We start from the raw sequence: 23,501 nt of genomic DNA on the forward strand, positions 1-23,501 counted from the left end.
CAGTATCTGCCCCCACGCGACCAAGGTCACGTGTGCCGGAGGCAGACTTTGCGGGCGTCGCCCGCGAACGGTCGAGACCGGACCCGCACCGCCCGGCGCGGACGGGGATGACCCACCGCCGGCTGGACCGGGTGGCGGCCGCCGAAGGCCACTCCGTCCGGACTTGCTGCCCGTACCTGCGCAGGCGCGCCATCAAGGTCGCCCTCCCGAGCGCTGTGCCCGATGAGGGGGCCTTCCGTGGAAGCCCTGGAGAAGCAGGCCGCCTCCGAGGCAGTGGGTGCACGGCAGTCGGTCGCGGGAATCATCGTTTTTCCTGCTCCCGACAGGCCGAGAGCCCGCGTGCGGGCTGCGACCGGCATGAACTCGGGCGCGACGGAGACCTGTCCCGGGGTGCGGTGGTACGCCAGGGGCCGGCAGAGGCCAGGCGGAGCGTGGCCCCCGGCGGGATGTGAACCTGCGACACCCGCTTCCGGTGCGGGGTCACCTGCCTGACCGGTGGTACTGGCGACTGCAGGGTGGTGTGGTGCTGTCCTTGCGGGGCAGCGCCAGCCGGCCAACGCACCCTGAAGCGAGACGAATCGCCTGCATACGGCCCGGAAAAAGATGCCGTCACCTGGCAACTCCCCTGCCCCTCACGGACATCGACCCCAGCCGAACGGGGCGCACCTCACACACTCGCGTCGAGATCACAGGGAAGCGTTTCCGGCGCCGGAAGAATCATCCGGAATTCAACATTCCAGAGTGCCGGCAAGAAGGCCGCTCCAGCGGCCTCGCGTTCAGTGCAAGCGAAGTAGGGCGTTAAGTCGGCCTCAAGGGGAATGGGAATGATTGTGCCGATGTAGACCCATTAATCATGTTGAAATCTGCACTAATAACCCTTGGGCTCCCAAGATGCGCAATGATCAGCCACACCTTTGCAACAAAGACGCGTTACGCAGGGCGTTGGGCCGCCCTAGGCTGAGTGCTGTTGATCTTTGCTGGTCACGGCGTTAACGGGGGCACTTCCGTGGCAGAACCAGGTTCAGAGCTGACCACTCTGGCCACTGCGTCAAGAAGCCTTGCGCTCTTTCGGCGCAAGCAAGTCGAACAACTCATCACGGAGGGCGGCCAGGGCCAAGGGGGTTCGCTACACCGCTCGTTGGGCGTGTGGCAACTGACGATGCTCAGCGTCGGTGCGACCCTGGGCACCGGAATCTTCGTCGTGTTGGGCCAAGCCGTACCCGAGGCGGGCCCCGCGGTGGTGATTTCTTTCGTCATCGCGGGTCTGACGGCCCTGTTCTCTGCACTCTCCTACGCAGAACTGGCCGGCGCTGTGCCGGTGTCGGGGTCCTCCTACTCCTACGCGTATGTGACTCTCGGAGAACTCGTCGCCTGGATCTGCGGGTGGTGCCTGATACTTGAATATGGGGTGTCAGTCGCGGCCGTGGCGGTGGGCTGGGGCCAGTATCTGAACGAGCTGTTGGACGGGACCCTCGGGGTGACGATCCCTGCCGCACTGGCCTCACCGCCGGGCGCCGGCGGCTACTTCAACCTCACTTCGTTGCTCGTTGTACTGCTCGCCATGGTCTTCCTGCTGGGCGGAGCGAAGGAAAGCGCCCGCGCGAACACCATCATGGTGGCCGTGAAGATCGCGACGCTGGTGCTCTTCTGCGCTGTCGCCTTCCTGGGGATCCGAGCGGGCAACTATGCGCCGTTCATGCCGCTTGGCATGGCCGGCGTGAGCGCGGCGAGCACGACGCTCTTCTTCTCGTACGTCGGCTTCGACGCCGCGTCCACCGCGGGTGAGGAAGCGCGCAATCCGCAACGGGACCTTCCACGCGCCATCATGCTCTCTCTCGCGATCGTCACGTTGCTGTACTGCCTCGTTGCTGCGGCCGCTGTAGGCGCCATGCCCTGGCAAGACTTCAAGGGTTCGGAAGCCGCACTGGCCGAGATCATGAAAGACGTCACCGGCCAGAGTCTCTGGGCCGTACTACTGGCAGCTGGAGCTGTCGTAGCCATCGCCAGCGTCGTACTGACCGTGCTGTACGGACAGACTCGGATTCTCTTCGCGATGTCGAGGGACGGCCTGGTCCCCAAGGTGTTCGCCCGAGTTCACCCTCGCACGGGTGCCCTGCGTGCGAACACCGTGATCGTGTCGCTCTTCTGCGGCTTCCTCGCTGCTGCAGTCCCTCTGGGGCAGCTCGCTGAGGCCACGAGCATCGGCACCCTGTTTGCCTTCGCCCTCGTCAACGTCGCTGTGATCGTGCTGCGGCGGACCCGCCCGGACATGCCGCGAGCCTTTCGCGCCCCCCTGTTCCCCCTCGTCCCGGCCGTTGGCTTCATCCTGTGCGTGTGGAGGATGTTCGACCTTGACGCCGTGACCTGGAAGGTCTTCGGGATGTGGATGGCGGTGGGTCTCGCCTTCTATTTCGGGTACGGCAGACGCCGCTCCAGGTTGGCTGCGGCGAGCGAATAATCCACGAATCGTGCGCAAGACGAACGACATTGATGAGTGCATCGTGCGGGCGTTGTCCGGAGATGCTCGCCGCACCTTTGCGGATATCGGCGTCGAGGTCGGCCGATCTGCCCCAGCCGTCAAACGCCGTGTGGACAGGCTGTGCGAGGAAGGCGCGATCCTGGGCTTCACCGTCCGGATCAATCCGCACTCGGCCCGTGGGCAGACCGAGGGGATCATCAAGCTTTACTGTCACCGCAACACCACACCCGAGATGATCCGACGGGGATTGTCGAATCACCCCGAAGTGGTATCTGCGTCCAGGATCACCGGGGATGCCGACGCTTTGGTGCACGTCTCCGTGTCAGGAACCAGGCACTTCGAGCAGGTGCTACAACGCATCACGGCCGAGCCTTTCGTCGAGCGTGCGAAATCTTTCCTGGTTCAAACGCCACTCATTCGGAGAATTGGCGTCGTCTCACCCATGGATTAATGCGCAACAAATTCAACACTGGGTGTCGCTTTGACGATTCTTTACCGCGCAGTTCGATTAATTGTGATTTCGAACACTTGCCAAGATCACTCCCTCTTATAAAGTAATGGGCGCACCACTTGTGACCGCCGGGATTAAATTCCAGATCTCGGTTATGGGGTGCGTCATTCAAAAAGGGGAAACAAATGAACAGAATCAAGCTCGCTGTCGCGGGCGTCGCGGTGGCTGTTTGCGCCACGGCCGTTACGACGACCAGCGCATTTGCGGATTCTTCCGCAAAGAGCGAGACCACCGCAGTCGCCTTCCAGGAGGCGTCCACCAAGCCGGAGAAGATTGCCGGAGGTGACGGTCGCGTGGAACCGCGTTGCGGCTGGGCCGGTTTCGCGAAGGGAATTGCCCAGGGAGTCGTGGGCAACGCCGTCTACGAAGGCTTGAAGTATGCGGCGAATCACCCTGTAAAGGCCCAGGAGAAAATGTTCCGGCGGGGTGGGATTCCTGCCCCCTCGGAGGTCGGTGCGGCCGGAATGTCCCGTGCCTTCGACTAACGTTGTAAAGACTGCTTGATCATTCCTGTGCGGCGGGCGCCTACGCCGGGCCCGCCGCACAGCCTCGCCCGGAAGGCATCTGGAACGGTGGAAGATTCGAGTCCCGAAAGTGAGCCGCTCGCGCAATGGAGCAAAGCCAAGAGGCGTACTCTATTGGCGTTCGGTGCTGCCATCCCCCTTGTGCTGTCCTTTCACTTCGGCATGACGGCTCTCTACGAAATGCCTTTCAATCCGGTCAAGGAGAGGTATGGCGACGAAATCACTTCCTACATGTTGCCGTACTTCGTCCAGGATTGGCATCTGTTCGCGCCTGACCCTATCGACAGGGACAAGGGCGTGCTGGTGCGGGCCAAGAAGCGCCAACCGGACGGATCGACAGTCACCACGCAGTGGACCGATGTGACGTCGCCAGTTTTGCAGCAACTTTATGGCGAGCGGTTCTGGCCTTCGAAAGGATTCCGGGTTTCCTCCGGCGTGCCGCAGCTACTCGAATCCTGGCGTGACCCTGAACTCCAAAAGATGAGAGTTAAAAATCAGGTCGCCGACACTCCTGGCAAGGGGGTTCGAAAAGGGGAGAAGGGGAAAGAAAACCCTCCCCTCAGCCAAGGTGAAAAGGATTCCCGAGACGAGGCAATCCAATTCGCCCAGTCGTTCGCCAGCGCTCAAGCGAGCAAGCTGTGGGGGTCCGATGTGGAATACGTGCAGGTCCGGATCGTCACCAACGAATTTCCCAGGTTCTCGCAACGCTACACGCGAGACACCAAGGGAAAGGTTTCATACTATGATCTGGCGTGGATGAAGCCGGTCAAGGTTGAACAGTGACGAAAAAACAGATCCGAACCGGCATCAAAGGCAATGCTATGTTTTCCAGCATGAAGACGATGGCCTACTCCCAACTCGAGAGGTTGAGCGGCAGCCGGCAGGCACTTGTCGGAGCGGCACTCACGAGAATTGTGTTGGGGGCTATTGGGCTCTACTACTACCTGCGGGACTATTTTCACCGAAGCTTTCTCTGGGGCCCTGAAGGGGTGTGGCCTTGGCAGAACTTCACCGGGCCGGACAACGACGCGTTCTCCCTGTACTCGCTCAGCAAGTCCGAGACATGGTTCCAGCTGGTGTTCCACGCCGGTGCGGTGATCGCCCTGCTGTTCATGCTGGGATGGAAGACCCGGGCGATGACAGTTCTGCACTACATCTTCCTGTGGTCCCTTCAGCACCGAAATCCGGTACTTCTGGACGGTGGTGACAACGCGACTGCCATAGCCCTCGTCTTCTTCATATTCGTCGATTCCGGTTCCCGCTTCTCGCTCGACGCCCGACTGAGCCGCCGGAAGCAAGTGAGGCCTGATGCTGGGTCCATGAGGTACCGGATCGGATCGCTCCTGCACCATGCTGGCTTGCTGGCCGTCATTCTTCAGGTATGCACGATCTATCTTGTTTCGGGAATGTACAAGGTCCAGGGCGAACGGTGGCAGAACGGTACCGCCCTCTATTACATCCTCCGGGTAGGCGAGTTCGGTTGGCCAGGCGTCAACCACCTCATCTACGAGCACGCCACCCTGGTGGTGGCAATGACATATGCGACGGTATTTTTCCAGCTGGCGTTCTCGTTCCTCCTGCTGAAGCGTTCCCTGCGGCCCTTCGCTGTCACCTGTGGAATTCTCCTGCATCTGGGAATAGCCGTTTGCATGAGCGGGCTCATTACGTTCTCGTCGACCATGATTGCGCTGGAATTGCTCATCATGGGCGATGAGCACTATCTCCGCCTTGCCGACAAGATGCGAAAGCTGGTCGGTAAGCGCGACGGCCTCGAACCGGCGGCTGGCGCCGTCTGAGGTGGGCATGGCTCCAGGATCCGGTCCGGTTGGAGTGAGGCTGACTCACATGTTGCGCTACCAGCGCCGCCACCTCCTCCTGCTCTGCGTCACCGTTATGTTGGCACTGTCCTCCTGTGTATTCTTCACACCCCGTCCGTCAACTCTCAGCAGCGCGACGACGGGCGATGCCGCGCTCGCCGCTCGGGTACGAGCAGCGGCAGGCAGCGCACGTGGATACCGTGGTCTCGCCGTAGCCGCCATCAACCGCGACGGGATCCGTTTTGCAGGGCTGGGCGATTCAGGCAATCCCGAGCAACCAGATGTCGACAAGTCCACGCTGTTTGAGGCCGGTTCGCTCGGAAAGCCGATGACGGGCATGCTCCTCGCCGAACTCGCGTCCCGAAACAAGCTGCGCCTTGACGTACCTCTGCAGAAGCTCCTGCCCGATATGCGCTTTGGTGACCCGGCATTGGGCTCGGTCACTCTCCGGGATCTGGCAAGCCATCGGGCCGGACTCGACCTGATGCCGTCGAACCTCCATATGTTCATGCGCGGCGCGGAGTTGCGAATTATGGGCAAGGACCCCTATCGAGGGATGACTGAAGAGGACGTCTTTGCGGCCGGGCGGAATGCTGCTTCCAGCGGAACGGGAAGGTTCCGGTACTCAAATCTCGGCATGGCGCTTGCCGGTCAGGCGGCCGCTCGCGTCGTGGGTAAGCCATATGAAGCGCTCCTGCGCCAGTACGTACTTGCGCCCTTGAATATGAGGAGTACCCGAACGGTCCACTCTGACGCGGCAGTACCTCGTAGCAGTGCGACCGGATATAAAGCCACCGGTGCTGTCATGCAACATTGGCTCGCATCAGGTTACACACCCGCCGGCGATGTCTGGTCGACCAGCGAGGACCTTGCACGCCTCTTGCTGGCCGAGCTACGCGGCACGGCACCAGGTGCCGAAGCGGCTGTGCCGCGGTTCGACGCCGCTGGCGCTGGAAAGATCGGGCTGGGTTGGTACACCACCCGCACACAAGGCCGAGAAATCACCTGGCACGACGGCTCAACTGGGGGATTCACCTCCTACATGGGTTTCGACCGGTCCAGCCGCCAGGGCGTAGTCGTTCTCTCCAATACAGATCAGCCTGTCGACGCTCTCGGGAAAAGTTTGCTGGGTCTCACTGTCGAAAGGGAGTACCCTGCGCATGACCTACCTCAAATAGCGCTGACAGTACTGTGCAGCATAGGAGCCGCAGGCCCTGTCTTCTACGTAGCATGGCGCAGATTCCCAAGGAAGATATATGCCATACACCTGGGCTTCAGTGTCGCTTTCGGAGTCATTCTTCTTGTCCTCTTGCGGCGCATCGGCGACTGGCTTTCCGTGCCGCCACTAGCATGGGCGTTGGGCAGCGCACTCTTGTCCGTCGGCTTCTTGCTGGGCGTCAGCCGATGCCCTCCACCGGATCACGATCAACGGCTGGACGTCGGAGCGGCTCTGTCGGCAGCCCGGTACGGAGTTGCTCTTCTGTCGTTGCTTCTGCTCGTCATCTCCGCCGAGCTCTGAGAGAAGGCACGAGGCAGCCCTGCACAGCGATGCATCGGTGTAGCAGGTCCACGTCTCTCCGACTGGCAGGGGCTTCCCCGCGACCAAGGCGCACCGGGGTGAGATACGCACCGGCCGCACACCGACCTCCGGGAGCTCTACCGGGCCGGAACTGCGTTGCTCGGCATCCGGCCGGAGGCGGGAAGAGTCCATACCGGCGGCACGCAAAGTGAGTTGTTCCGCAAAGAGGTCATCAAAGCAGAGGGCATTGCCGGACGCAGGGGTGTGGGGTGGCCGGGCGAGTCACCTTTGACATGCGGCGATGTAAAGCTTACTTTCCATCCATGCGAAATGAGGTTCGCCGCCTGCGTGTTGACCTAGGCCTCACCCAGCAAGCGCTGGGTGCGGCGCTGGGGGTTTCCCGGCAGACAGTGAACGCGATCGAGCAGGACCGCTACGACCCGTCGCTACCGCTGGCCATACGCATCGCCCGGCACTTCGGGCTCACCGTTGAGGAGATCTTCCATGTTGACGACGCCTAGCATCCGCCGCGCGGCGAACCGTTGGGCCGTTCTCGCAGTGACTGTTGTCGGGGGTGCGGCCATGGCAGTGATCATGGCATTGCGTGGTGAGACCGCTCTGGCCATCGTGTTGCCTGTGATCATCGTCGGGTACGGATTGACCGTTACGTTCGCTGCGGGGCGCAGCGACGTCGCCGCGCTGTTCAGCGGGCGCGAGGAGGACGAGCGTCGCCGCTTGATCAACTTGAGGGCGGGAGCGACCACCGCAAACGTGCTGATGCTCGTGCTCGTGTGCGGCGCCTTCTACGAGATGCTTCACGGTGAATTCGGTGGCACCTTTTCGCGGCTGAGCGCACTTGGCGGCATTACCTACGCCGCTTGCTCGGCCAGCTACTCGCGGGCGAAGAGCAAGCATTCGGTCGATGCGGCTGAATGACCCTCTTCCTGGCCGGGGCTGCAACCGCATGAGCTTTGCCCGGCCTCCCGGCCGCGCAGTCTGCCGGGAGACCGGGTACGACCTACGACGTGACCGCGTCCGGGAGGTCGGGGGGGCCGGCAGGTGACCGGCGGCGGCCGGAACGGTGAGGACCATGGTCATCCCGCCGCCGGGAGTGTCCTCGGCGGTGAGGGTGGCTCCGATGGCCTCGGCGAAGCCGCGGGCGACGGCCAGGCCGAGGCCGACGCCCGCGCCGCGCGGGGCGTCACCGTAGCGCTGGAACGGTTCGAAGATGCGGTCCTTGGCGTCGTCGGGGACCGGGGCCGCGGTCGGCGACGCGCACCTCGACCCGGCTTCCCAGCGCGCTGGCGGAGACGAGTACCGGCTCGCCGTCAGGGCTGTACTTCACCGCGTTCTCGACGATGGTGGCGACCGAGCGCTCCAGCAGGCCCGGATCGACGGCGACCATCGGCAGGTCCTCGGGAATGTCGAGGACGACACTGTCCTCGGGCACGCCGCCGAGGGCCATCGGCACGACCTCGTCGAGGTCCACCTCGCGGATCAGCGGCGTGACGGTGCCGGTCTGGACCCGGGACATGTCCAGGAGATTGCCGACGAGGTGATCGAGGCGGTCGGCGCCTTCCTCGATGCCCGCCAGGAGCTCTGCCTGGTCCTCGTCGGACCACCCGATGTCGTCGGAACGCAGGGAGCTGACCGAGGCCTTGATGCCGGCGAAGGGAGTCCGCAGGTCGTGGCTGACGGCGGCGGGCAGGGCGGTGCGGGTGCGGTGGCCCTCGGCGAGCTTGCGGGCGTTTTCAGCCTGGGACTGCAGGCGCCGGCGGTCGAGGACGACGGCGGCCTGGGCGGCGAAGGCTGCCAACACCCGGCGGTCCTCGGCGGGCAGGACACGGCCCGACAGGGCGAGTGCCATGTGGTCGCCGACGGGCATGTCGACGTCCGCGTCCTCGGGGCGGGCGAGCGGACTGGTGTCACCCACGCTGCCCGAGCACGTCCACGGTGCCGTCTCGGACTCCCGCTCCAGCAGTGCCACGGCATCCATCGCGAAGGTCTCGCGCACCCGCTCCAGGAGGGCGTTCAGAGTCGTTTCGCCCCGCAGCACGCTGCCCGCCAGGAAGGAGAGGATCTCCGACTCGGCGCGCAGGCGGGCGGCTCGGTGGGTGCGCCGGGCGGCGACGTCGACGACCGAGGCGACCGAGATCGCCATCAGCACGAAGGTCGTCAGGGGTCGAAGCGGTAGCCCATACCGGGCGAGGTGAAGAAGTGCCGGGGATGCGCCGGGTCAGCTTCCAGTTTTCGCCGGAGCTGCGCCATGTAGACGCGGAGGTAATTGCTCTGGGTGCTGTGGGAAGGCCCCCACACCTCCTCCAGCAGCCGCTGCTGACTGACGAGCCGCCCGCTGTTGCGGACGAGCACCTCCAGCAGATGCCATTCGGTCGGTGTGAGCCGGACGTCCCGATCGCCGCGTCGAACCTACTTGGCCGCAAGGTCGAGCGTGAAGGTCTCCGTCACGATCACGGACGGTTGGCCGGACGGCTTCGCCGTATCGATTCTGCGCGCCGCCGCCCGCAAGCGGGCCAGCAGCTCGTCCATGCTGAACGGCTTGGTGATGTAGTCGTCCGCGCCCGCGTCCAGGGCTGCGACCTTCTCGTCGGACGTCGGACGTCCGGCGGGCGGACACCACGAGGATCGAGGCCCGGCTCGACCCGCGCAGCTCCGTGATCACGTCGATGCCGTCCATGTCCGGCAGGCCGAGGTCGAGCAGGACGACGTCCGGTGGGCTCGCAGCGGCGAGGGACAGGGCCTGTGCTCCGTCGGGCGCGGTGTCCACGTCGTAGCCGCGCGCTTTGAGATTGATCTCAAGAGCCCGCACGAGTGGTGGTTCGTCCTCGACCACCAGCACCCGGGTCATCGTTCGTCTCCCCCTTCTGAACGTCGCGTGGGGTGGTCGCGAGTGGCCGGCCCCCCGTGCCGGCCACCCGCGACACGGCCACTCACTTCCGCGTCAGTTCCCTGACCGCGATGTTGAGCTTCAGGACGTTCACCGCGGGCTCCCCGAGGAACCCAGCGGTACGGCCTTCGGCGTGGGCCTTCACCAGCTTCTCGACCTGCGCCACGCTCAGCCCGTTGTGCTGGGCCACGCGCTTGACCTGGATCTCGGCGTAGTCGGGCGAGATGCCGGGGTCGAGGGCGGAGGCCGAACCGGTGACCGCATCCTCGGGGACCTCGGACTGCGGTACGCCGTTGAACTCGGCGACCTGCTTCTTCGCCGCCTTCACGTTCTTGACCAGCGTGGGATCGCTGGCCCCGAGCTGGCTGGAGCCGGTGGCCATCGGGTCGTACGTGCTGTGGGACGGGCGGCCCTGGAACCACTTGGGGTCGGGCTTGTCCGTGCCCTTGATGTTCCAGCTCTGGCCGATCAGTTCGGAGCCCACGACCTTGCCGTCGACCTTCACCTCGGAGCCGTTGGCCTTGTCGTGGAAGAGCACCTGTCCGATGCCCGTGACGACCAGCGGGTAGATGATGCCGCACAGGACCGTGAGGACCAGCAGGATGCGCAGCGACGCCCACGCCAGGCGGAGGGTGCTTGCTACGGAGTTGTTCATGGCGATCAACCGATTCCGGGGATCAGGGAGATGAGCAGGTCGATGATCTTGATGCCGATGAACGGGGCGATCAGCCCGCCCAGGCCGTAGATGCCGAGGTTGCGCCGCAGCATCTTGTCGGCGCTCATCGGCCGGTACTGCACGCCCTTGAGGGCGAGTGGCACCAGAGCGATGATGATCAGCGCGTTGAAGATGACCGCCGACAGGATCGCGGACTCCGGCGAGGCCAGGCCCATGATGTTGAGCTTGTCCAGGCCCGGGTAGGCCACCGAGAACATCGCCGGGATGATGGCGAAGTACTTGGCGACGTCGTTGGCGATCGAGAAGGTGGTCAGCGCGCCCCGGGTGATCAGGAGTTGCTTGCCGATCTCGACGATCTCGATGAGCTTGGTCGGGTTGGAGTCGAGGTCGACCATGTTGCCGGCCTCCTTGGCGGCCGACGTACCGGTGTTCATCGCCACGCCGACGTCCGCCTGGGCCAGTGCCGGGGCGTCGTTGGTGCCGTCGCCGGTCATGGCGACGAGCTTGCCGCCGGCCTGTTCGCGTTTGATGAGCGCCATCTTGTCCTCGGGCGTGGCCTCGGCGAGGAAGTCGTCCACGCCGGCCTCGTCGGCGATGGCCTTGGCGGTCAGCGGGTTGTCGCCCGTGATCATGACGGTCTTGATGCCCATCCGGCGCAGCTCGTCGAACCGCTCCCGCATGCCCTCCTTGACGACGTCCTTGAGGTGGATGACGCCCAGGACGCGCGCGCCCTTGTCGTCCTCGATGGCCACCAGCAGCGGGGTGCCACCGGCCTGCGAGATGGCGTTGCTCAGGGTGTCGGCGTCGTCGGCGACCGTGCCACCGCGCTCCTGGACCCAGGCGATGACCGAACCGCTCGCGCCCTTGCGGACCTTGCGGCCGTCGACGTCCACGCCGGACATCCGGGTCTGTGCGGTGAACGGGACCCACTCCGCATCCACCAGTTCTCCCTGGTGGCGCTCGCGCAGGCCGTACTTCTCCTTGGCGAGGACGACGATCGAGCGTCCCTCGGGAGTTTCGTCGGCCAGTGAGGAGAGCTGGGCCGCGTCCGCCACCTCGGCCTCCGTCGTGCCGCCTACGGGGACGAACTCGGCGGCCTGGCGGTTGCCGAGGGTGATGGTGCCGGTCTTGTCGAGCAGCAGCGTCGAGACGTCACCGGCGGCCTCGACCGCCCGGCCCGACATGGCCAGGACGTTGCGCTGGACGAGCCGGTCCATGCCGGCGATGCCGATGGCCGAGAGGAGAGCGCCGATGGTCGTCGGGATCAGGCAGACCAGCAGAGCCGTCAGCACGATCAGTGAGGTCTGCTTGTCCGCGCCCGCGTAGAGGGCGAACGGCTTCAGCGTGACGACGGCCAGCAGGAAGACGATGGTGAGCGAGGCGAGCAGGATGTTCAGCGCGATCTCGTTGGGGGTCTTCTGCCGTGCGGCGCCCTCGACGAGGTTGATCATCCGGTCGATGAACGTCTCACCGGGCTTGGTCGTGATCTTGATGACGATGCGGTCGGAGAGCACCTTCGTCCCGCCGGTGACGGCCGAACGGTCGCCGCCCGACTCGCGGATCACAGGCGCCGATTCACCGGTGATCGCCGACTCGTCGACCGACGCGACGCCTTCGACGACATCGCCGTCACCGGGGATGATGTCGCCGGCCTCGCAGACGACGAGGTCGCCGATGCGCAGCTCGGTGCCGGGGACCTGCTCCTCCGCGTCGCCGTTCAGCCGGCGGGCGACGGTGTCGGTCTTGGCCTTGCGCAGGGTGTCGGCCTGCGCCTTGCCGCGGCCCTCGGCGACCGCCTCGGCCAGGTTGGCGAAGACCACGGTCAGCCACAGCCAGACCGCGATGACCCAGCCGAACCAGACGCCCGGGTTCTTGACCGCCAGGACGGTGGTGACCACCGAGCCGATCAGGACCACGAACATGACCGGGGACCTGACCATCACCCGGGGGTCGAGCTTGCGTACCGCGTCCGGCAGGGACTTGACCAGCTGCTTGGGGTCGAACAGGCCGGCGCCCACGCGCCCGCCGTCCTTGTGCCCGGTCGGGACGTCGCTGTGCGGCGCCCGGGTCGGCGTAACGGTGGACATGTCGTCCTCTTGCTTCGTGGATTCGAGGGTCATGACGCCAGCCCTTCGGCGAGCGGACCCAGCGCGAGCGCCGGGAAGAAGGTCAGACCGGTGACGATCAGGAGCGTGCCGACCAGCAGGCCCGTGAAGAGCGGCTTCTCGGTGCGCAAGGTGCCGGCGGTCTCCGGGACCGGCTTCTGCTCGGCGAGCGAGCCGGCCAGTGCCAGGACGAACACCATCGGCAGGAACCGGCCGAGCAGCATGCACAGACCGAGGGTGGTGTTGAAGAACGGCGTGTTGGCGCCGAAGCCGGCGAAGGCGGAGCCGTTGTTGTTGGAGGCCGACGTGTACGCGTACAGCACCTCGGAGAAGCCGTGCGCCCCGATGTTGGTCATGGCTTCCTTGCCGTCCGGCAGGGCGATGGCCACAGCGGTGCCGATCAGCACCAGCGCCGGGGTGATCAGGATGTAGCAGGCGGCGAGCTTGATCTCGCGGGTGCCGATCTTCTTGCCCAGGTACTCGGGCGTGCGGCCGACCATCAGGCCCGCGAGGAACACCGCGATGATCGCCATGATCAGCATGCCGTACAGGCCCGAACCGACACCGCCGGGAGTGAGCTCGCCGAGCATCATGCCGAGCAGCAGGACACCGCCGGACAGGCCGCTGAACGAGTCGTGGAAGGAGTTGACCGATCCCGTGGAGGTCATGGTGGTGGAGACGGCGAAGAGCGAGGAGGGCCCCTCACCGATCCGCTGTTCCTTGCCCTCCATCGCACCGCCGGCGAGGTGCGAGGCGGTGCCCGGGTGGGCGTATTCGAGCCAGGTCACCGCGAGGACGGCGCCGAACCAGACGATGCCCATGGCCGCGACGATGGCGTAGCCCTGCTTGAGCGAACCCACCATCTTGCCGAAGGTGCGCGGCATCGAGAACGGGATCACCAGCAGCAGGAAGATCTCCAGCAGGTTCGAGAGGCCGTTGGGGTTCTCGAAGGGGTGCGCGGAGTTGGCGTTGAAGTACCCACCGCCGTTGGTGCCCAGGTCCTTGATGGCTTCCTGGGAGGCCACCGCGCCGGGGCTGAGGGCCTGCTTGTCACCGGTGAGGGTGGTGATGTGGTGGATGTCGCCGAAGTTCTGGATCGCGCCGCACGCCACCAGGATGACCGCGGCGATCACCGAGAGCGGCACCAGTACGCGGATCGTGCCGCGCACCAGATCGGACCAGAAGTTGCCCAGGTCGCCGGTGCGGGAGCGGGCGAAACCGCGCACGAGCGCCACGGCGACGGCCATGCCGACGGCGGCCGAGACGAAGTTCTGCACGGCCAGACCGGCGGTCTGGGTGACGTGGCTCATGGCCACCTCACCCGAGTACGACTGCCAGTTGGTGTTCGAGATGAACGACGCGGCCGTGTTGAACGCCTGGTCCGGGGTGATCGGCTTGAAGCCGAGCGACAGCGGCAGCTTGTCCTGTACGCGCTGCAGCACGTACAGGAACAGCACGCCCACCGCGGAGAAGATGAGAACGCCGCGCAGGTAGGCGGGCCAGCGCATCTCCGCATCGGGGTTCGCGCCGACGCTGCGGTAGATCCACTTCTCTATTCGCAGGTGTTTCTTCGAGGAGTAGACGGCGGCCATGTAGTCGCCGAGCGGGCGGTGGACCAGGGCGAGCGCGCCGATGAGCGCGGTGACCTGGAGCACATCAGCAAGAACGGGGCTCATCACTGTGGCTCAGAACCTCTCCGGGAACACAAGGGCGAGGACGAGATAGCCCAGCAGGGCGACGGCCACGATCAGGCCGATGAGGTTGTCGGCGGTCACAGCTTCGTCACCCCTTTGGCGACAAGGGCCACCAGCGCGAAGACCGCGATCGTGGTGACGACGAAGGCCAGATCGGCCATCGTGAACTCCTCAGGAGAGGTCTGATGGAACGGACCAGAAGAGGGAATCGCGCGGTGGCTGGTTTTCGCCCGTCCTTGACGGGGCCCATACGGCCGTGAGCGCGACGTTGACGCGTCTCTTACGCCTGTGCGGCAACCTGCATGCCAACTGCTCGGTGTCCCGTCGGTCAGCTGCTGAACTGAGCGCCTGCGGCCCACGTCGAAGCGATCGGGACGATGCGCCATGACGGCGGCGCGCCGATGCGCCGGGACACCATCTTCCGGATGGCCTCGACGACCAAGCCGGTCGCGGTCGCGGCGGCGATGGTCCTGCTCGACGAGTGCCGGCTGCGGCTGGACGACCCGATAGATCAGTGGCTGCCCGAACTCGCCGACCGGCAGGTGCTGAAGCGGCCAGACGGCCCGCTGGACGACACCGTACCGGCGCGGCGTCCGATCACCGTGCGGGACCTGCTCACCTCCACGTTCGGGCTCGGACTGGCCGGTGCGCTGACCCTGCGCCTGGAGCCGGTCGCGCTCACCGACGTGCTCCCCGCAGCACTGGACACCCTGCCCGGCTCACCCCCACAGGTGCTCGCCCACGTGGCGACCCAGGGGCTGGCCACCACCCCGGATGTGCTCGCGGACCCACCGTTGCTGGAGCGCGTCCTGGCCAACCTGGTGTCCAACGCGGTACGTCATTCGCCCGCCGGGTGCCCGGTGACGATCGGCGCCAGTGCGCTGGCCGGACGGGTCGAGCTCAGAATCACCGACCGGGGCCCGGGCATCCAACTCCCCGACCAGACGCGGGAGTTCGACCCGTTCCAGCGGCTCGGTGATACCGACAACACCACCGGTATCGGGCTCGGCCTCGCCCTCTCCCGCGGTCTCACGGAGGCGATGGGCGGCACCCTCACGCCAGAGGAGACCCCGGCGGCGGTCTGACGATGGTCGTCTCGCTCCCCGCGGCGCCGGTCCCGGCGGTACCGGACGAGTTCAGCCAGGGTGAGGACGAGTGCCATCCGATCCGGAACGAGCTCAGTCCGAGATGAGCGAAGCGGACGGCCGGCCGGTTCCCTCCGCTTCGATGACGAGCACCCGCCGCACCGACTCACCGGGTGTGCGCAGAGCCATGGTCATGCCCCACGCGGCCCGCGTCCCCGGCACGTCGAAGGCCGCGACGTCCTCCCGTGCACCCAGCGCGCACGCCACCCGGGCGGACTGCCAGCGGAGCGGGACCTGCCGCCGCTGGACGACGTAGATGATGGCGTCGAGGTCCGCGGGGTCCACGTCGGCGTCGGACAGGGCGCGCCGCGCTGCGTGTATCGCGCGATACAGGGGAGCGGACGGCAGGGGCTGGGGATCTGCATCATCCGCGGCGCTCGCTACGGGAGGTATGCAGACCGAGTGCGCGTCGTGGACCGTCATGTCGTCCCGTCCCTCCCCATGGAGCCTGCCTTGTTTGTCACCGCATCGCGTGGTGACCGAGCCGCGTACCTGGCCACGGTCTGCGTACGGGGGCCCGCGGCCGGGGCCTGCGGCCCCTGATGCCTCCGGCTTCCCCTGCCTGGCTTGTTTCAGTGGGAGACCTCCGTGTTCTTGATGTGTTCCAGACGGCCCTCGGCCAGGAACGGGCCGGATGCGGCGACGGCCTTGGCCCCCCGCCGCGGCGTCGCCTCGCGGATGACGAAGCCAAGGGACTGTCCACGTCCGCGCTCTACGCGGGGACGGCCCGGGGCCAACTTTGGCCGACTTCGCTCCCTCTAGGATCAGCGCGTAAAACTGAACCAAGGGGGGAACGTGCACGAGGAGTTGGCAGGATCGCTACGGGAGCTGCGCGACGTGACCGGGCGGAGTCTGCGCGAGCTCGCTCGCGAGGTCCACGTCAGCAGCTCTTCGCTGTCGCGCTATGTCTCCGGGCAGGCCGTTCCGCCGTGGCCGACGGTGGTGGCGCTGTGCAAGGCGGCCGGTCGTGATCCGCGGCCGATGCGTGAGGTGTGGGAACGGGCCAAGGACGGCCCCCGGGCCAGCACACCAGCCACTCCGCCGGTGCGCAATGACCTGCCGCACGACATCACTGCCTTCACCGGGCGCCGGGCGGAGTTGGACGCTCTTCTCGGCGCCGCGCGGAAGACGTCGGTGGTGGCGATCGACGGCATGGGCGGGGTGGGCAAGTCCGCGTTGGCCGTGCACGCCGCGCATCTGCTGACCGCCGACTTCCCCGGTGGCCAGCTCTATGTGGACCTGCACGGGTTCACTCCGGGCCGGGAGCGGGTCGAGCCCACGGAGGCGCTGCGGGTGCTGCTGGCCGCGCTCGGATTGCCGCCCGGCAGGATTCCCGACGACGTTGCCGAACGTGCCGCGCTGTGGCGGTCGGAGCTGGCGACTCGGCGCGCGATCGTGCTGCTGGACAACGCAGCTGGGGCGGATCATGTGCGCGATCTGCTGCCCGGCGCCGGCCGCAGCTTCGTCGTGATCACCAGCCGCCGACGGATGGTGGATCTGGACGGGGCCTGGCCGATATCGCTGGACGTCCTGCCGGCCGAAGAGGCGGCGGAGCTGTTCGTCACCTCCGCGGGCGGGGACCGGCCCGGTGACGTCGGCGAGGTGCTGCGACGATGCGGGAACCTGCCGTTGGCCATCCGGGTGGCCGCCGCGCGGCTGCGGCACCGGCCCGCCTGGACGCTCGACACCCTGGTGGAACGGCTGCGCGAGGGCGAGTTGGCGGTGTCGGACGTGTTCGGGATGTCGCTGCGGCAGCTCGACGCCGCCCAGCGGCGGATGTTCGGGCTGCTGGGGCTGGTGCCGGGTGAGGACATCGACGCGTACGGCGCGGCCGCCCTGGCGGGGATCCCACTGGCCAACGCCCGTTCCCTGCTGGAGGACTTGGTGGATGTCCATCTGGTCCAGGAGCCGGCGGCGGGTCGCTACCGGATGCACGACTTGCTGCGCCAGGCGGCCCGCGCCGAGGATGCCGCGGCCGACCCCGTTCCGGCGATCGCCCGGCTGGGCGACTACTACCTGAGCGGCATGCTGGCCGTGAGAAAACTGGTCGAGATAGTGACCCCCCTGCCGGTCATCGTGTCGCAGCCGCCTCCCGCACTTCCCGACCTCTCCCACCACGACATGGCCGTGGACTGGATGGACGCCGAATGGGGCAACCTCACCGCCACGTTCTCGCTCGCCGTCCAGCTGGGCATCGACGGGTCGGCCGTCGGGCTCGGACAGCTCGCCATGATCGCCCACGCCCGGCGCGGTGGCATGGCGCAGCTGCGCCGCGGGCTCGAAATCAGCATGCCCGCCGCCGAACGGCTCGGCGAGCGCCGCATGCTCGCCTCGCACCGGTACTTGCTGGGCGCCGCGCTGATGCGCGAAGGCCGGCTGGCGGAGGCGGTGGCGGAGCTTGAGGTGGCCCGTGTGTTGATGGCCGAGGAGGGCGACATCGTCGGCGAGGCCATCACCCTCGAACAGCTGGCGGAGGTCCGGCTGTACGCCGCGGACGCCGAAGGCGCCGTCGAGCTCATGCGCCAGGCGACCGCGATGCTGTCGCCCCGTGAGACCGCCGCCCGCGTGCGTGTGCGCGCCGTTCTGGGCCAGGCGCTGGTGCAGTTGGGGAAGTACGGCGAGGCCCGCGAGGTCGTCTCGGAGGTGATCGAGACCGCGCGCGGTCTGGACCGGCAGAAGGAGCGCGTGTGCCTGGACGTGCTCGGCCGGGCGGCACTGGGCCTGGGCGACGCCCGGACCGCCCTCGATCACGCTGAGCGGGCCGTCGCGCTCAGTCGGGCGACCCGCCATCCGATCTTCGAGGCGGCCAGCCTCACGGACACCGCCGTCGCCCTGCGCCACCTCGGTCGCGCCGAGGAGGCAACGGCCAGGCACGCCGAGGCCATGCGGATCCTCGAACGGGCCGGTGAGCCGCACCGGATGGCGCGCGGCCTCCTCCCGTACGCGCAGGCATGCCTGGCCACGGGCGACCGGGACGCCGCGGCGCAGCACTTCACGGCAGCACTGGAGATCGCCACCGCGCACGGCCTTACCTATCTGGTGTCGGCGGCGGATACGGGCCTGGCTCGGATGTCCTGAGCCTGTCCCAGGGGGTGCGTGGGTGTCCCGTCCCGTCCCGGGACACCCGCCCACCGGCCGTCCGCCGACGTGACAGCGCAGGTCAGCCGGGTACCGGTGTGATGTCACGTGTCCCGGAAGGTGCGGCACGGGTGGCCCCGGAACGGCCGCTGCGGCGAGGCTCTTGGTCATGCACACGACGCCTTCCCTTCTCGCAGAACTGGACGCCCTGCCTGCCCGGTGGGAAGTCCAAGGGACGCTCGCCGCGCCCGTCGCAGAGGTCGCCGCGCTCCTGCTCGCCGTCGCCGAGGGGCGGGTCGGCGATGACAACCTGCTGGTGCTGGCCAGGTCTTCGGCGGCACGACAGGGGGCGATGACCGTGGTGGCCGGGTCCGGCGCCGGCGCCTACCGCGCCGAGCTGGCGGGGCCGTTGGAGCCGGTGGAGATGCAGGTGGACCGGGCCCGGTCCAGGGTGGCGGTGCAGAGCTGGTACGCCGGGGTGCACACCGTCACCGCCTGCCCCGCAGGCACCCGGGTGGCCCATCGCGTCCACCGGGTCCTGCCCGACCATCCGGGGTTCGCGGCCGGGATCGCCGAGCTCGGCCTGCGTGCCCGCATGTCCCGCGATCTGCGGCAAGTGCTGGGTGTGATTGCCGACCGCCTCGGCTGCTGACGATCCGCTCTCCCCATCCATGCCAACCCTCCCTCTTTCCCATCAAAGGAGCACACCACCATGTCCACCACTCTTTCCGACCAGCAGAGCGGCTTCTCCACAGCAGGGCTGCGCAGGATGCGCGACGTGCTGGCACGGCATGTCGAGTCCGGGAAGATTCCCGGGCTTGTCGCCCTGGTCAGCCGGGGCGGTGAGACGCACGTCGAAGAGGTCGGAACGATGCGCCATGACGGTGGCGGGCCGATGCGGCGGGACACGATCTTCCGGATGGCCTCGACGTCCAAGCCGGTCTCGATCGCGGCGGCGATGGTCCTGCTGGACGAGTGCCGGCTGCGCCTCGACGACCTGGTGGAGACGTGGCTGCCGGAGCTCGCCGACCGGCAGGTGCTGAAGCGGATCGACGGCCCTCTCGACGACACCGTGCCGGCGCGGCGGCCGATCACCGTACGGGACGTACTGACCTCCACGTTCGGCCTCGGCATGGATATGACGGTGCTGGGCACCCCGATCATGGGCGCGGTCTTCGAGCAGGGGCTCACGCCCAATCTGCCGACGCCGATGCCCGAGCCGGACGAGTGGATGCGCCGCCTGGGCACGCTGCCGCTGATGCACCAGCCCGGCGAGCGCTGGCAGTACCAGATCAGCAGCGACCTGGTCGGCGTGCTCGTCGCCAGGGTCACGGGCCAGTCGTTCGAGACGTTCCTGCGCGAGCGCATCTTCGAGCCGCTGGGGATGAAGGACACCGGTTTCCACGTGCCCGCCGACAAGATCGACCGGATGCCGACCCTCTACGCCCCCGACCCGCAGACCGGAGAGTTCACCGTCTGGGACGAGGCCGAGGGAGGACGGTGGAGCTCGCCTCCGTCGTTTCCGGGCGGCGGTGGCGGACTGGTCTCCACCGCCGACGACTACCACGCCTACTTCCGGATGCTGCTGAACGGCGGGATGCACCGGGGCGAACGGATCCTGTCCCGGGCCGCCGTCGAGCTGATGACCACCAACCGCCTCACGCCCGAGCAGAACGCCGCCCGGACCGCCCTGGCCCGCGACAACGTCCACATCTCCTTCGGCCAAGGCCAGCACGGCGGCTGGGGGTTGGGGATGGCGGTGCGCACCTACCGCGGTGACTACGCGCCCATCGGCCAGTTCGGCTGGGACGGCGGCAGCGGCACCTCGACCTACGCCGACCCCGCCAACCAGCTCACCGGCATCCTGCTCACCCAGGTCGGGGCGTCCGTCCCGCATTCGGTGCACCTGATGCACGACTTCTGGACCACGCTCTACCAGGCAATCGACGACTGACATTGCCCCGGCGGCGTCCCGGTAGGCCCGTCTCGATCCGCGGCGGCCAACTCAGGTCGGCCGTGGGCGAAGATCCCCCGGGCCGACCCCGGCCGTTCGGATCCCGTTAGGGAACCGGCCGTGGTGCTCGACTGCTCCTCGCGCCGCCGACACCGTGGAGCCGGTCGTTCGTGGGCAGAGAATCGAGGAGGTTCCTGGTGCGCGGAGATTCGGTGACGGCGGCGGTGGTGTCGTAAGCGTGGAGCGGGTGGTGGGGTTGCTGGTGGCGGCAGCGCTGGTCGGGCTGCTGGTGCTCGTCGTCAAGTTTCCGGACCGCTTCTGAGTCGCCCGTGGTTGCCCTCCGGGCCTCCGGAGGGCAACCACGGCGTTCACTCGTCGCCGAGTCCGGCGTCTTCGAGGTCCAGTTGGCGTTGTAGCCGCCGCCGGGTGAGGTCGCTGATGTGGTTGTCCGCGTACAGATGCTGGAGCTTCGCCGTTTCGGCGGCTATCACCGTGCGGCGGAGTTCCCGGTAGCCGGCCGCGGAGACCCACGAGGACGGTGTGACGTCGTCGGCCCGGTCGGCGTCGGCCTGGTCCAGGCGGGCCAGCAGGCCCCTGCGCAGCTGGTCCATGAGCGGGGCGGGCGCGGCCTCGACGGCTTCGAGTTCGTCCAGGCAGTCCAGTCCGGCGCGGGCCAGTCCGGCGCGGGAGCGCCCAACGCGGGCTCACGGAGCGCATGTTGGCCCACCTTCACTGGTTCCGCCGGCTGCGGTTCGGCCGGGAGATGCACGACCACATTCGCGAAGCCTTCCTCACCACCGGATGCGCACGCCGGGGTCAGCCGGGGACGATCAGGTCGATCCCGTAGGCCGCGCCCGTGAGGCAGGAGACGAAGGGAAAGCCCTGCGGGCCGATATGGGCGGGCACACCGGCGTCCCGCAGTTCGCGGGGGAGGCCGCGGCCCAGTCCTTCACCCGGCACCTGAAGTGAAGCCGGGCCGTCAGGCCACCGGCAGAGGACAACGAGTCGGGGAGCGGTAGTGCCTGGCCGGGGAACGCGTGGGATGGAGAATCTCTGGTCAGCTCACCAGGGCGCCGGGCCCTCGTCGTCGGTGAAGGTGCCGGTCGGTCCGTCGGCGCCGATGGTGGCCATCCGGACGGCGGCCACGGCGCCTTCGGCCGGCGTGCGGTGGCCGCGGTGGCCGTTCAGGTCGGTGGCGACGTAGCCGGGGCAGACGGCGTTGACCTTGATGTCCTCGGCCAGCAGGTCCCAAGCGTATTGCAGGGTGAGCGCCGTCAGCGCCGTCTTCGACGTGACGTACCCGGCGGAGACCGGCATCAGCGGCGGTCCGTCGGTGCCTTTCAGGTCTGCGTTGATGTTGAGCGAGCCCACCGAACTGGACACGTTGACAATCCGCGGCGAGGCTGATCGGCGCAGCAGCGGCAGCATCGCGTTGGTGACGGCGATGACCCCGAAGTAGTTGGTCTCGAAGACGGCGCGCAGGACGTCCATGTCCGCCGTGCTCGGGCGCTGGTCGCCCAAGTCGCTGCCCGGAGGGACGCTGATACCGGCGTTGTTGACCAGGGCGTCGAGCCTGCCGTAGCGGGCTTCGATCTCGGCGGCGGCTGCGGCGGCCGAGTCCGGGTCTGTCACGTCGAGCATGACCGAAGTCGCATCAGCACCGCTTTCCCGCAGTTCGGTGGCGGCCTTCTGGCCGAGTTCGGTATTGCGGGCGCCGACGACGACGCTGTGGCCCAGGGCTCCGAGCTGGGCGGCGATCTGGCGGCCGATGCCCTTGTTCGCGCCCGTCACCAGGGTGATCATGGTTTCGTTCATGGGTCCAGCACACCACCGCGCCGAGCGCGCCGGCCAACACTTGTAGCGTCTCGAACGATACCCTGCGGGTATGGATGTGCCGGAGACGCGTGAGCTCGCCTACTTCGTCGCCGTCGCCGAGGAACTGCACTTCGGCCGCGCCGCACAGCGCCTGGGCATGGCACAGCCGCCGCTGTCCCGCGCCATCGCCCGGCTGGAGCGACGCATGGGCGTGCAGCTGCTGGAACGCACCAGCCGATCGGTGAACCTCACCGGCGCCGGCCAGGTCTTCCTGACCGAAAGCCGCAAGGCACTGGACGCGGTCACGGCGTCGGTCCGGCGCGCGCAACGGGCGGGACGGACCGATCCGAAGCTCACGCTGGCGATGAAGCCCAACGGGGATGCGGGACTGCTGGAGTCGATCCTGCAGCACTACCGCCGCGATCCGGACGCCGTCGACATCGAGGTGATCGTCTGCGGCATCGGGGAGCAGGCTCCGATGCTGCGCGACGGCAGGGCCGACGTCGCGTTCCTGACCGCGCCCTACGACGACCTCGCGGGCTTCGACACCGAACTGCTGCTGACCCAGGACCAGATGGCCGTGCTCCCCCGGGCCCACCGTCTCGCCGGCCGCGCCGCCTTGACGCTCGCCGACCTGACCGGCGAACAGCTGCCCCGATGGCCTGGTGACGATGGGGGCGCCACTGATGGCCGTCGGCCCGAGGTGCGTGACATCTCGCAGGTGATGCAGCTGGTCGCTCTGGGCCAGCTGGTCGCGGTCCTGCCCGAGTCGGTGCGTCAGCGCGCCTGGCCCGACGTGGCGTGCGTGCCGCTGCTCGACGCGCCGCCCACCGCGGTCGTCGTCGCCTGGCCGGAGCGGACGACATCACGGGCGGTGGCCGCGCTGATCCGCGCCAGTGCGGAGGCGGCGGAGGTGGCAGGAGCGGGCGCGGTGCGTCGAGGTGAGATCAGGTATCAGGACACGCTGACGTGAACTGGGCACGCTGCTCACGAGTCGGGGAGCAGCAGTGCGCGCAGCGCACCGTGACATGAGAGCGGCCGCGCGGGTTGGGTGTGTGTGACGACAACCTGGGCCCGCACGGCCTTCTCCCCTCCTGCCTTGTCCGGGATATCACGTCAGCATCTTGGCGAACTCATCGCCGAGCTCGCCCCGGTGTGGCAGGCCGCGCAGGAGTCGGCGTGGCGGGAGCGTCGCCGGGGCGAGCGTCGGCGGCAGCAGGACGCGGGCCCGAAGCACCGGTGGGTGTTCGTCGACCGGGTGCTGGTCACTTTGAGCTGC

At 67.4% G+C, this 23,501-nt stretch carries 20 protein-coding genes and 5 pseudogenes; 16 read left to right on the forward strand and 9 right to left on the reverse strand.

The features are described from left to right. Nucleotides 1-1,027: 1,027 nt before the first annotated feature. From IG62_RS0106580 to IG62_RS46120, 8 genes are all read left to right on the forward strand, one after another. Nucleotides 1,028-2,458 carry an amino acid permease gene (locus tag IG62_RS0106580; protein WP_051797702.1) on the forward strand — a complete coding sequence of 477 codons (1,431 nt, stop codon included), beginning with the start codon at nt 1,028-1,030 and terminating at the stop codon, nt 2,456-2,458. Nucleotides 2,459-2,468: 10 nt separating this feature from the next. Then, nucleotides 2,469-2,930, forward strand: a complete 462-nt coding sequence (locus IG62_RS0106585) for an Lrp/AsnC family transcriptional regulator (RefSeq protein ID WP_030798609.1) — start codon at nt 2,469-2,471, stop codon at nt 2,928-2,930. Nucleotides 2,931-3,115: 185 nt separating this feature from the next. Beyond that, nucleotides 3,116-3,475 (forward strand): hypothetical protein, encoded by a 360-nt coding sequence (locus IG62_RS0106590; protein WP_030798612.1) that lies wholly within the window; start codon nt 3,116-3,118, stop codon nt 3,473-3,475. Nucleotides 3,476-3,562: 87 nt separating this feature from the next. Further along, complete coding sequence (locus tag IG62_RS43090) at nt 3,563-4,297, forward strand: DUF5819 family protein (RefSeq protein ID WP_158794988.1); 735 nt, start codon at nt 3,563-3,565, stop codon at nt 4,295-4,297. Continuing rightward, entirely contained in the window at nt 4,294-5,310 is a 1,017-nt protein-coding gene (locus IG62_RS0106600) for an HTTM domain-containing protein (protein ID WP_158794989.1), read from the forward strand. The genes IG62_RS43090 and IG62_RS0106600 overlap by 4 nt, the downstream gene beginning before the upstream one ends. Nucleotides 5,311-5,359: 49 nt before the next feature. After that, nucleotides 5,360-6,850, forward strand: coding sequence for a serine hydrolase domain-containing protein (locus tag IG62_RS44300; protein ID WP_158794990.1), 1,491 nt, complete (start codon nt 5,360-5,362; stop codon nt 6,848-6,850). Between the two features lie 323 nt (nt 6,851-7,173). Then, the gene (locus IG62_RS0106610) at nt 7,174-7,371 is read left to right on the forward strand and encodes a helix-turn-helix transcriptional regulator (RefSeq protein WP_030798622.1); all 198 of its coding nucleotides are present in this window, start codon (nt 7,174-7,176) and stop codon (nt 7,369-7,371) included. Beyond that, a complete protein-coding gene (locus IG62_RS46120; protein WP_107052916.1) occupies nt 7,355-7,786 on the forward strand; it encodes a hypothetical protein in 432 nt (143 codons plus the stop codon). Before IG62_RS0106610 ends, IG62_RS46120 begins: the two co-directional genes overlap by 17 nt. Before the next feature lie 82 nt (nt 7,787-7,868). On the opposite strand, the pseudogene IG62_RS46125 reads toward IG62_RS46120, so the two are convergent. From IG62_RS46125 to kdpF, 6 genes and pseudogenes are all read right to left on the reverse strand, one after another. Beyond that, nucleotides 7,869-9,011 (reverse strand): annotated as a pseudogene (locus IG62_RS46125) (sensor histidine kinase); the annotation flags it as partial. 14 nt (nt 9,012-9,025) lie between these two features. Further along, nucleotides 9,026-9,716 (reverse strand): annotated as a pseudogene (locus IG62_RS41445) (response regulator). Nucleotides 9,717-9,798: 82 nt separating this feature from the next. Next, nucleotides 9,799-10,410: a potassium-transporting ATPase subunit KdpC gene (kdpC, locus tag IG62_RS0106625; protein ID WP_030798625.1), complete on the reverse strand. Its 612-nt coding sequence runs from the start codon at nt 10,408-10,410 to the stop codon at nt 9,799-9,801. Between the two features lie 5 nt (nt 10,411-10,415). Further along, nucleotides 10,416-12,518 (reverse strand): potassium-transporting ATPase subunit KdpB, encoded by a 2,103-nt coding sequence (gene kdpB / locus IG62_RS0106630; protein ID WP_420711051.1) that lies wholly within the window; start codon nt 12,516-12,518, stop codon nt 10,416-10,418. A gap of 29 nt (nt 12,519-12,547) precedes the next feature. Then, a complete protein-coding gene (gene kdpA / locus IG62_RS0106635) occupies nt 12,548-14,212 on the reverse strand; it encodes a potassium-transporting ATPase subunit KdpA (protein WP_030798631.1) in 1,665 nt (554 codons plus the stop codon). Nucleotides 14,213-14,221: 9 nt separating this feature from the next. Then, a complete protein-coding gene (kdpF, locus tag IG62_RS43690; RefSeq protein WP_037837882.1) occupies nt 14,222-14,311 on the reverse strand; it encodes a K(+)-transporting ATPase subunit F in 90 nt (29 codons plus the stop codon). A 275-nt stretch (nt 14,312-14,586) separates the two neighbouring features. On the opposite strand from kdpF, the pseudogene IG62_RS46135 reads away from it, so the two are divergent. Both IG62_RS46135 and IG62_RS44310 read left to right on the forward strand, forming a co-directional pair. Beyond that, nucleotides 14,587-14,871 (forward strand): annotated as a pseudogene (locus IG62_RS46135) (serine hydrolase domain-containing protein); the annotation flags it as partial. Then, a pseudogene (locus tag IG62_RS44310) lies at nt 14,872-15,422 on the forward strand (sensor histidine kinase); the annotation flags it as partial. It lies immediately after the preceding pseudogene. Here IG62_RS44310 and IG62_RS47050 read toward each other — a convergent pair. Further along, the gene (locus IG62_RS47050; protein WP_158794991.1) at nt 15,409-15,660 is read right to left on the reverse strand and encodes a hypothetical protein; all 252 of its coding nucleotides are present in this window, start codon (nt 15,658-15,660) and stop codon (nt 15,409-15,411) included. The pseudogene IG62_RS44310 and the gene IG62_RS47050 sit on opposite strands and share 14 nt — an antisense overlap. 510 nt (nt 15,661-16,170) lie before the next feature. On the opposite strand from IG62_RS47050, the gene IG62_RS0106670 reads away from it, so the two are divergent. The 4 genes from IG62_RS0106670 (at nt 16,171) to IG62_RS47055 (ending at nt 20,729) form a co-directional block, all read left to right on the forward strand. Next, nucleotides 16,171-18,453 (forward strand): ATP-binding protein, encoded by a 2,283-nt coding sequence (locus IG62_RS0106670; RefSeq protein WP_078871854.1) that lies wholly within the window; start codon nt 16,171-16,173, stop codon nt 18,451-18,453. Nucleotides 18,454-18,622: 169 nt separating this feature from the next. After that, nucleotides 18,623-19,105 (forward strand): hypothetical protein, encoded by a 483-nt coding sequence (locus tag IG62_RS0106675; RefSeq protein ID WP_030798640.1) that lies wholly within the window; start codon nt 18,623-18,625, stop codon nt 19,103-19,105. 60 nt (nt 19,106-19,165) lie between these two features. Beyond that, on the forward strand, nt 19,166-20,407 hold the full coding sequence (locus IG62_RS0106680) for a serine hydrolase domain-containing protein (protein WP_030798642.1): 1,242 nt from the start codon (nt 19,166-19,168) through the stop codon (nt 20,405-20,407). Between the two features lie 154 nt (nt 20,408-20,561). Next, nucleotides 20,562-20,729, forward strand: coding sequence for a hypothetical protein (locus IG62_RS47055; protein ID WP_158794992.1), 168 nt, complete (start codon nt 20,562-20,564; stop codon nt 20,727-20,729). Nucleotides 20,730-20,775: 46 nt separating this feature from the next. Here the strand turns inward: IG62_RS47055 and IG62_RS0106690 are convergent, their stop codons facing one another. Next, a complete protein-coding gene (locus tag IG62_RS0106690) occupies nt 20,776-21,018 on the reverse strand; it encodes a hypothetical protein (protein ID WP_030798646.1) in 243 nt (80 codons plus the stop codon). Nucleotides 21,019-21,283: 265 nt separating this feature from the next. On the opposite strand from IG62_RS0106690, the pseudogene IG62_RS48350 reads away from it, so the two are divergent. After that, nucleotides 21,284-21,376 (forward strand): annotated as a pseudogene (locus IG62_RS48350) (alpha/beta hydrolase); the annotation flags it as partial. A gap of 93 nt (nt 21,377-21,469) precedes the next feature. On the opposite strand, the gene IG62_RS0106700 reads toward IG62_RS48350, so the two are convergent. Then, nucleotides 21,470-22,222: an SDR family oxidoreductase gene (locus IG62_RS0106700; protein ID WP_030798648.1), complete on the reverse strand. Its 753-nt coding sequence runs from the start codon at nt 22,220-22,222 to the stop codon at nt 21,470-21,472. Between the two features lie 70 nt (nt 22,223-22,292). Here IG62_RS0106700 and IG62_RS0106705 point away from each other — a divergent pair, with 70 nt between their 5' ends. Beyond that, the gene (locus IG62_RS0106705; RefSeq protein WP_051797696.1) at nt 22,293-23,195 is read left to right on the forward strand and encodes a LysR family transcriptional regulator; all 903 of its coding nucleotides are present in this window, start codon (nt 22,293-22,295) and stop codon (nt 23,193-23,195) included. Nucleotides 23,196-23,501: the final 306 nt, after the last annotated feature.

This window comes from Streptomyces sp. NRRL S-337 (assembly GCF_000720175.1).
GTDB classification, from domain to species: Bacteria; Actinomycetota; Actinomycetes; order Streptomycetales; family Streptomycetaceae; genus Streptomyces; species Streptomyces siderophoricus.

What these genes read in the sequence shown, in the direction of transcription:
- IG62_RS0106590 (WP_030798612.1), top strand. Translation starts at nt 3,116, where the DNA reads ATGAACAGAATCAAGCTCGCTGTCGCGGGCGTCGCGGTGGCTGTTTGC.
- IG62_RS44300 (WP_158794990.1), top strand. Translation starts at nt 5,360, where the DNA reads ATGTTGCGCTACCAGCGCCGCCACCTCCTCCTGCTCTGCGTCACCGTT.
- IG62_RS0106610 (WP_030798622.1), top strand. Translation starts at nt 7,174, where the DNA reads ATGCGAAATGAGGTTCGCCGCCTGCGTGTTGACCTAGGCCTCACCCAG.
- IG62_RS46120 (WP_107052916.1), top strand. Translation starts at nt 7,355, where the DNA reads ATGTTGACGACGCCTAGCATCCGCCGCGCGGCGAACCGTTGGGCCGTT.
- kdpC (WP_030798625.1), bottom strand. Translation starts at nt 10,410, where the DNA reads ATGAACAACTCCGTAGCAAGCACCCTCCGCCTGGCGTGGGCGTCGCTG.
- kdpB (WP_420711051.1), bottom strand. Translation starts at nt 12,518, where the DNA reads ATGTCCACCGTTACGCCGACCCGGGCGCCGCACAGCGACGTCCCGACC.
- kdpA (WP_030798631.1), bottom strand. Translation starts at nt 14,212, where the DNA reads ATGAGCCCCGTTCTTGCTGATGTGCTCCAGGTCACCGCGCTCATCGGC.
- IG62_RS0106675 (WP_030798640.1), top strand. Translation starts at nt 18,623, where the DNA reads ATGCACACGACGCCTTCCCTTCTCGCAGAACTGGACGCCCTGCCTGCC.
- IG62_RS0106680 (WP_030798642.1), top strand. Translation starts at nt 19,166, where the DNA reads ATGTCCACCACTCTTTCCGACCAGCAGAGCGGCTTCTCCACAGCAGGG.
- IG62_RS0106690 (WP_030798646.1), bottom strand. Translation starts at nt 21,018, where the DNA reads ATGGACCAGCTGCGCAGGGGCCTGCTGGCCCGCCTGGACCAGGCCGAC.
- IG62_RS0106700 (WP_030798648.1), bottom strand. Translation starts at nt 22,222, where the DNA reads ATGAACGAAACCATGATCACCCTGGTGACGGGCGCGAACAAGGGCATC.
- IG62_RS0106705 (WP_051797696.1), top strand. Translation starts at nt 22,293, where the DNA reads ATGGATGTGCCGGAGACGCGTGAGCTCGCCTACTTCGTCGCCGTCGCC.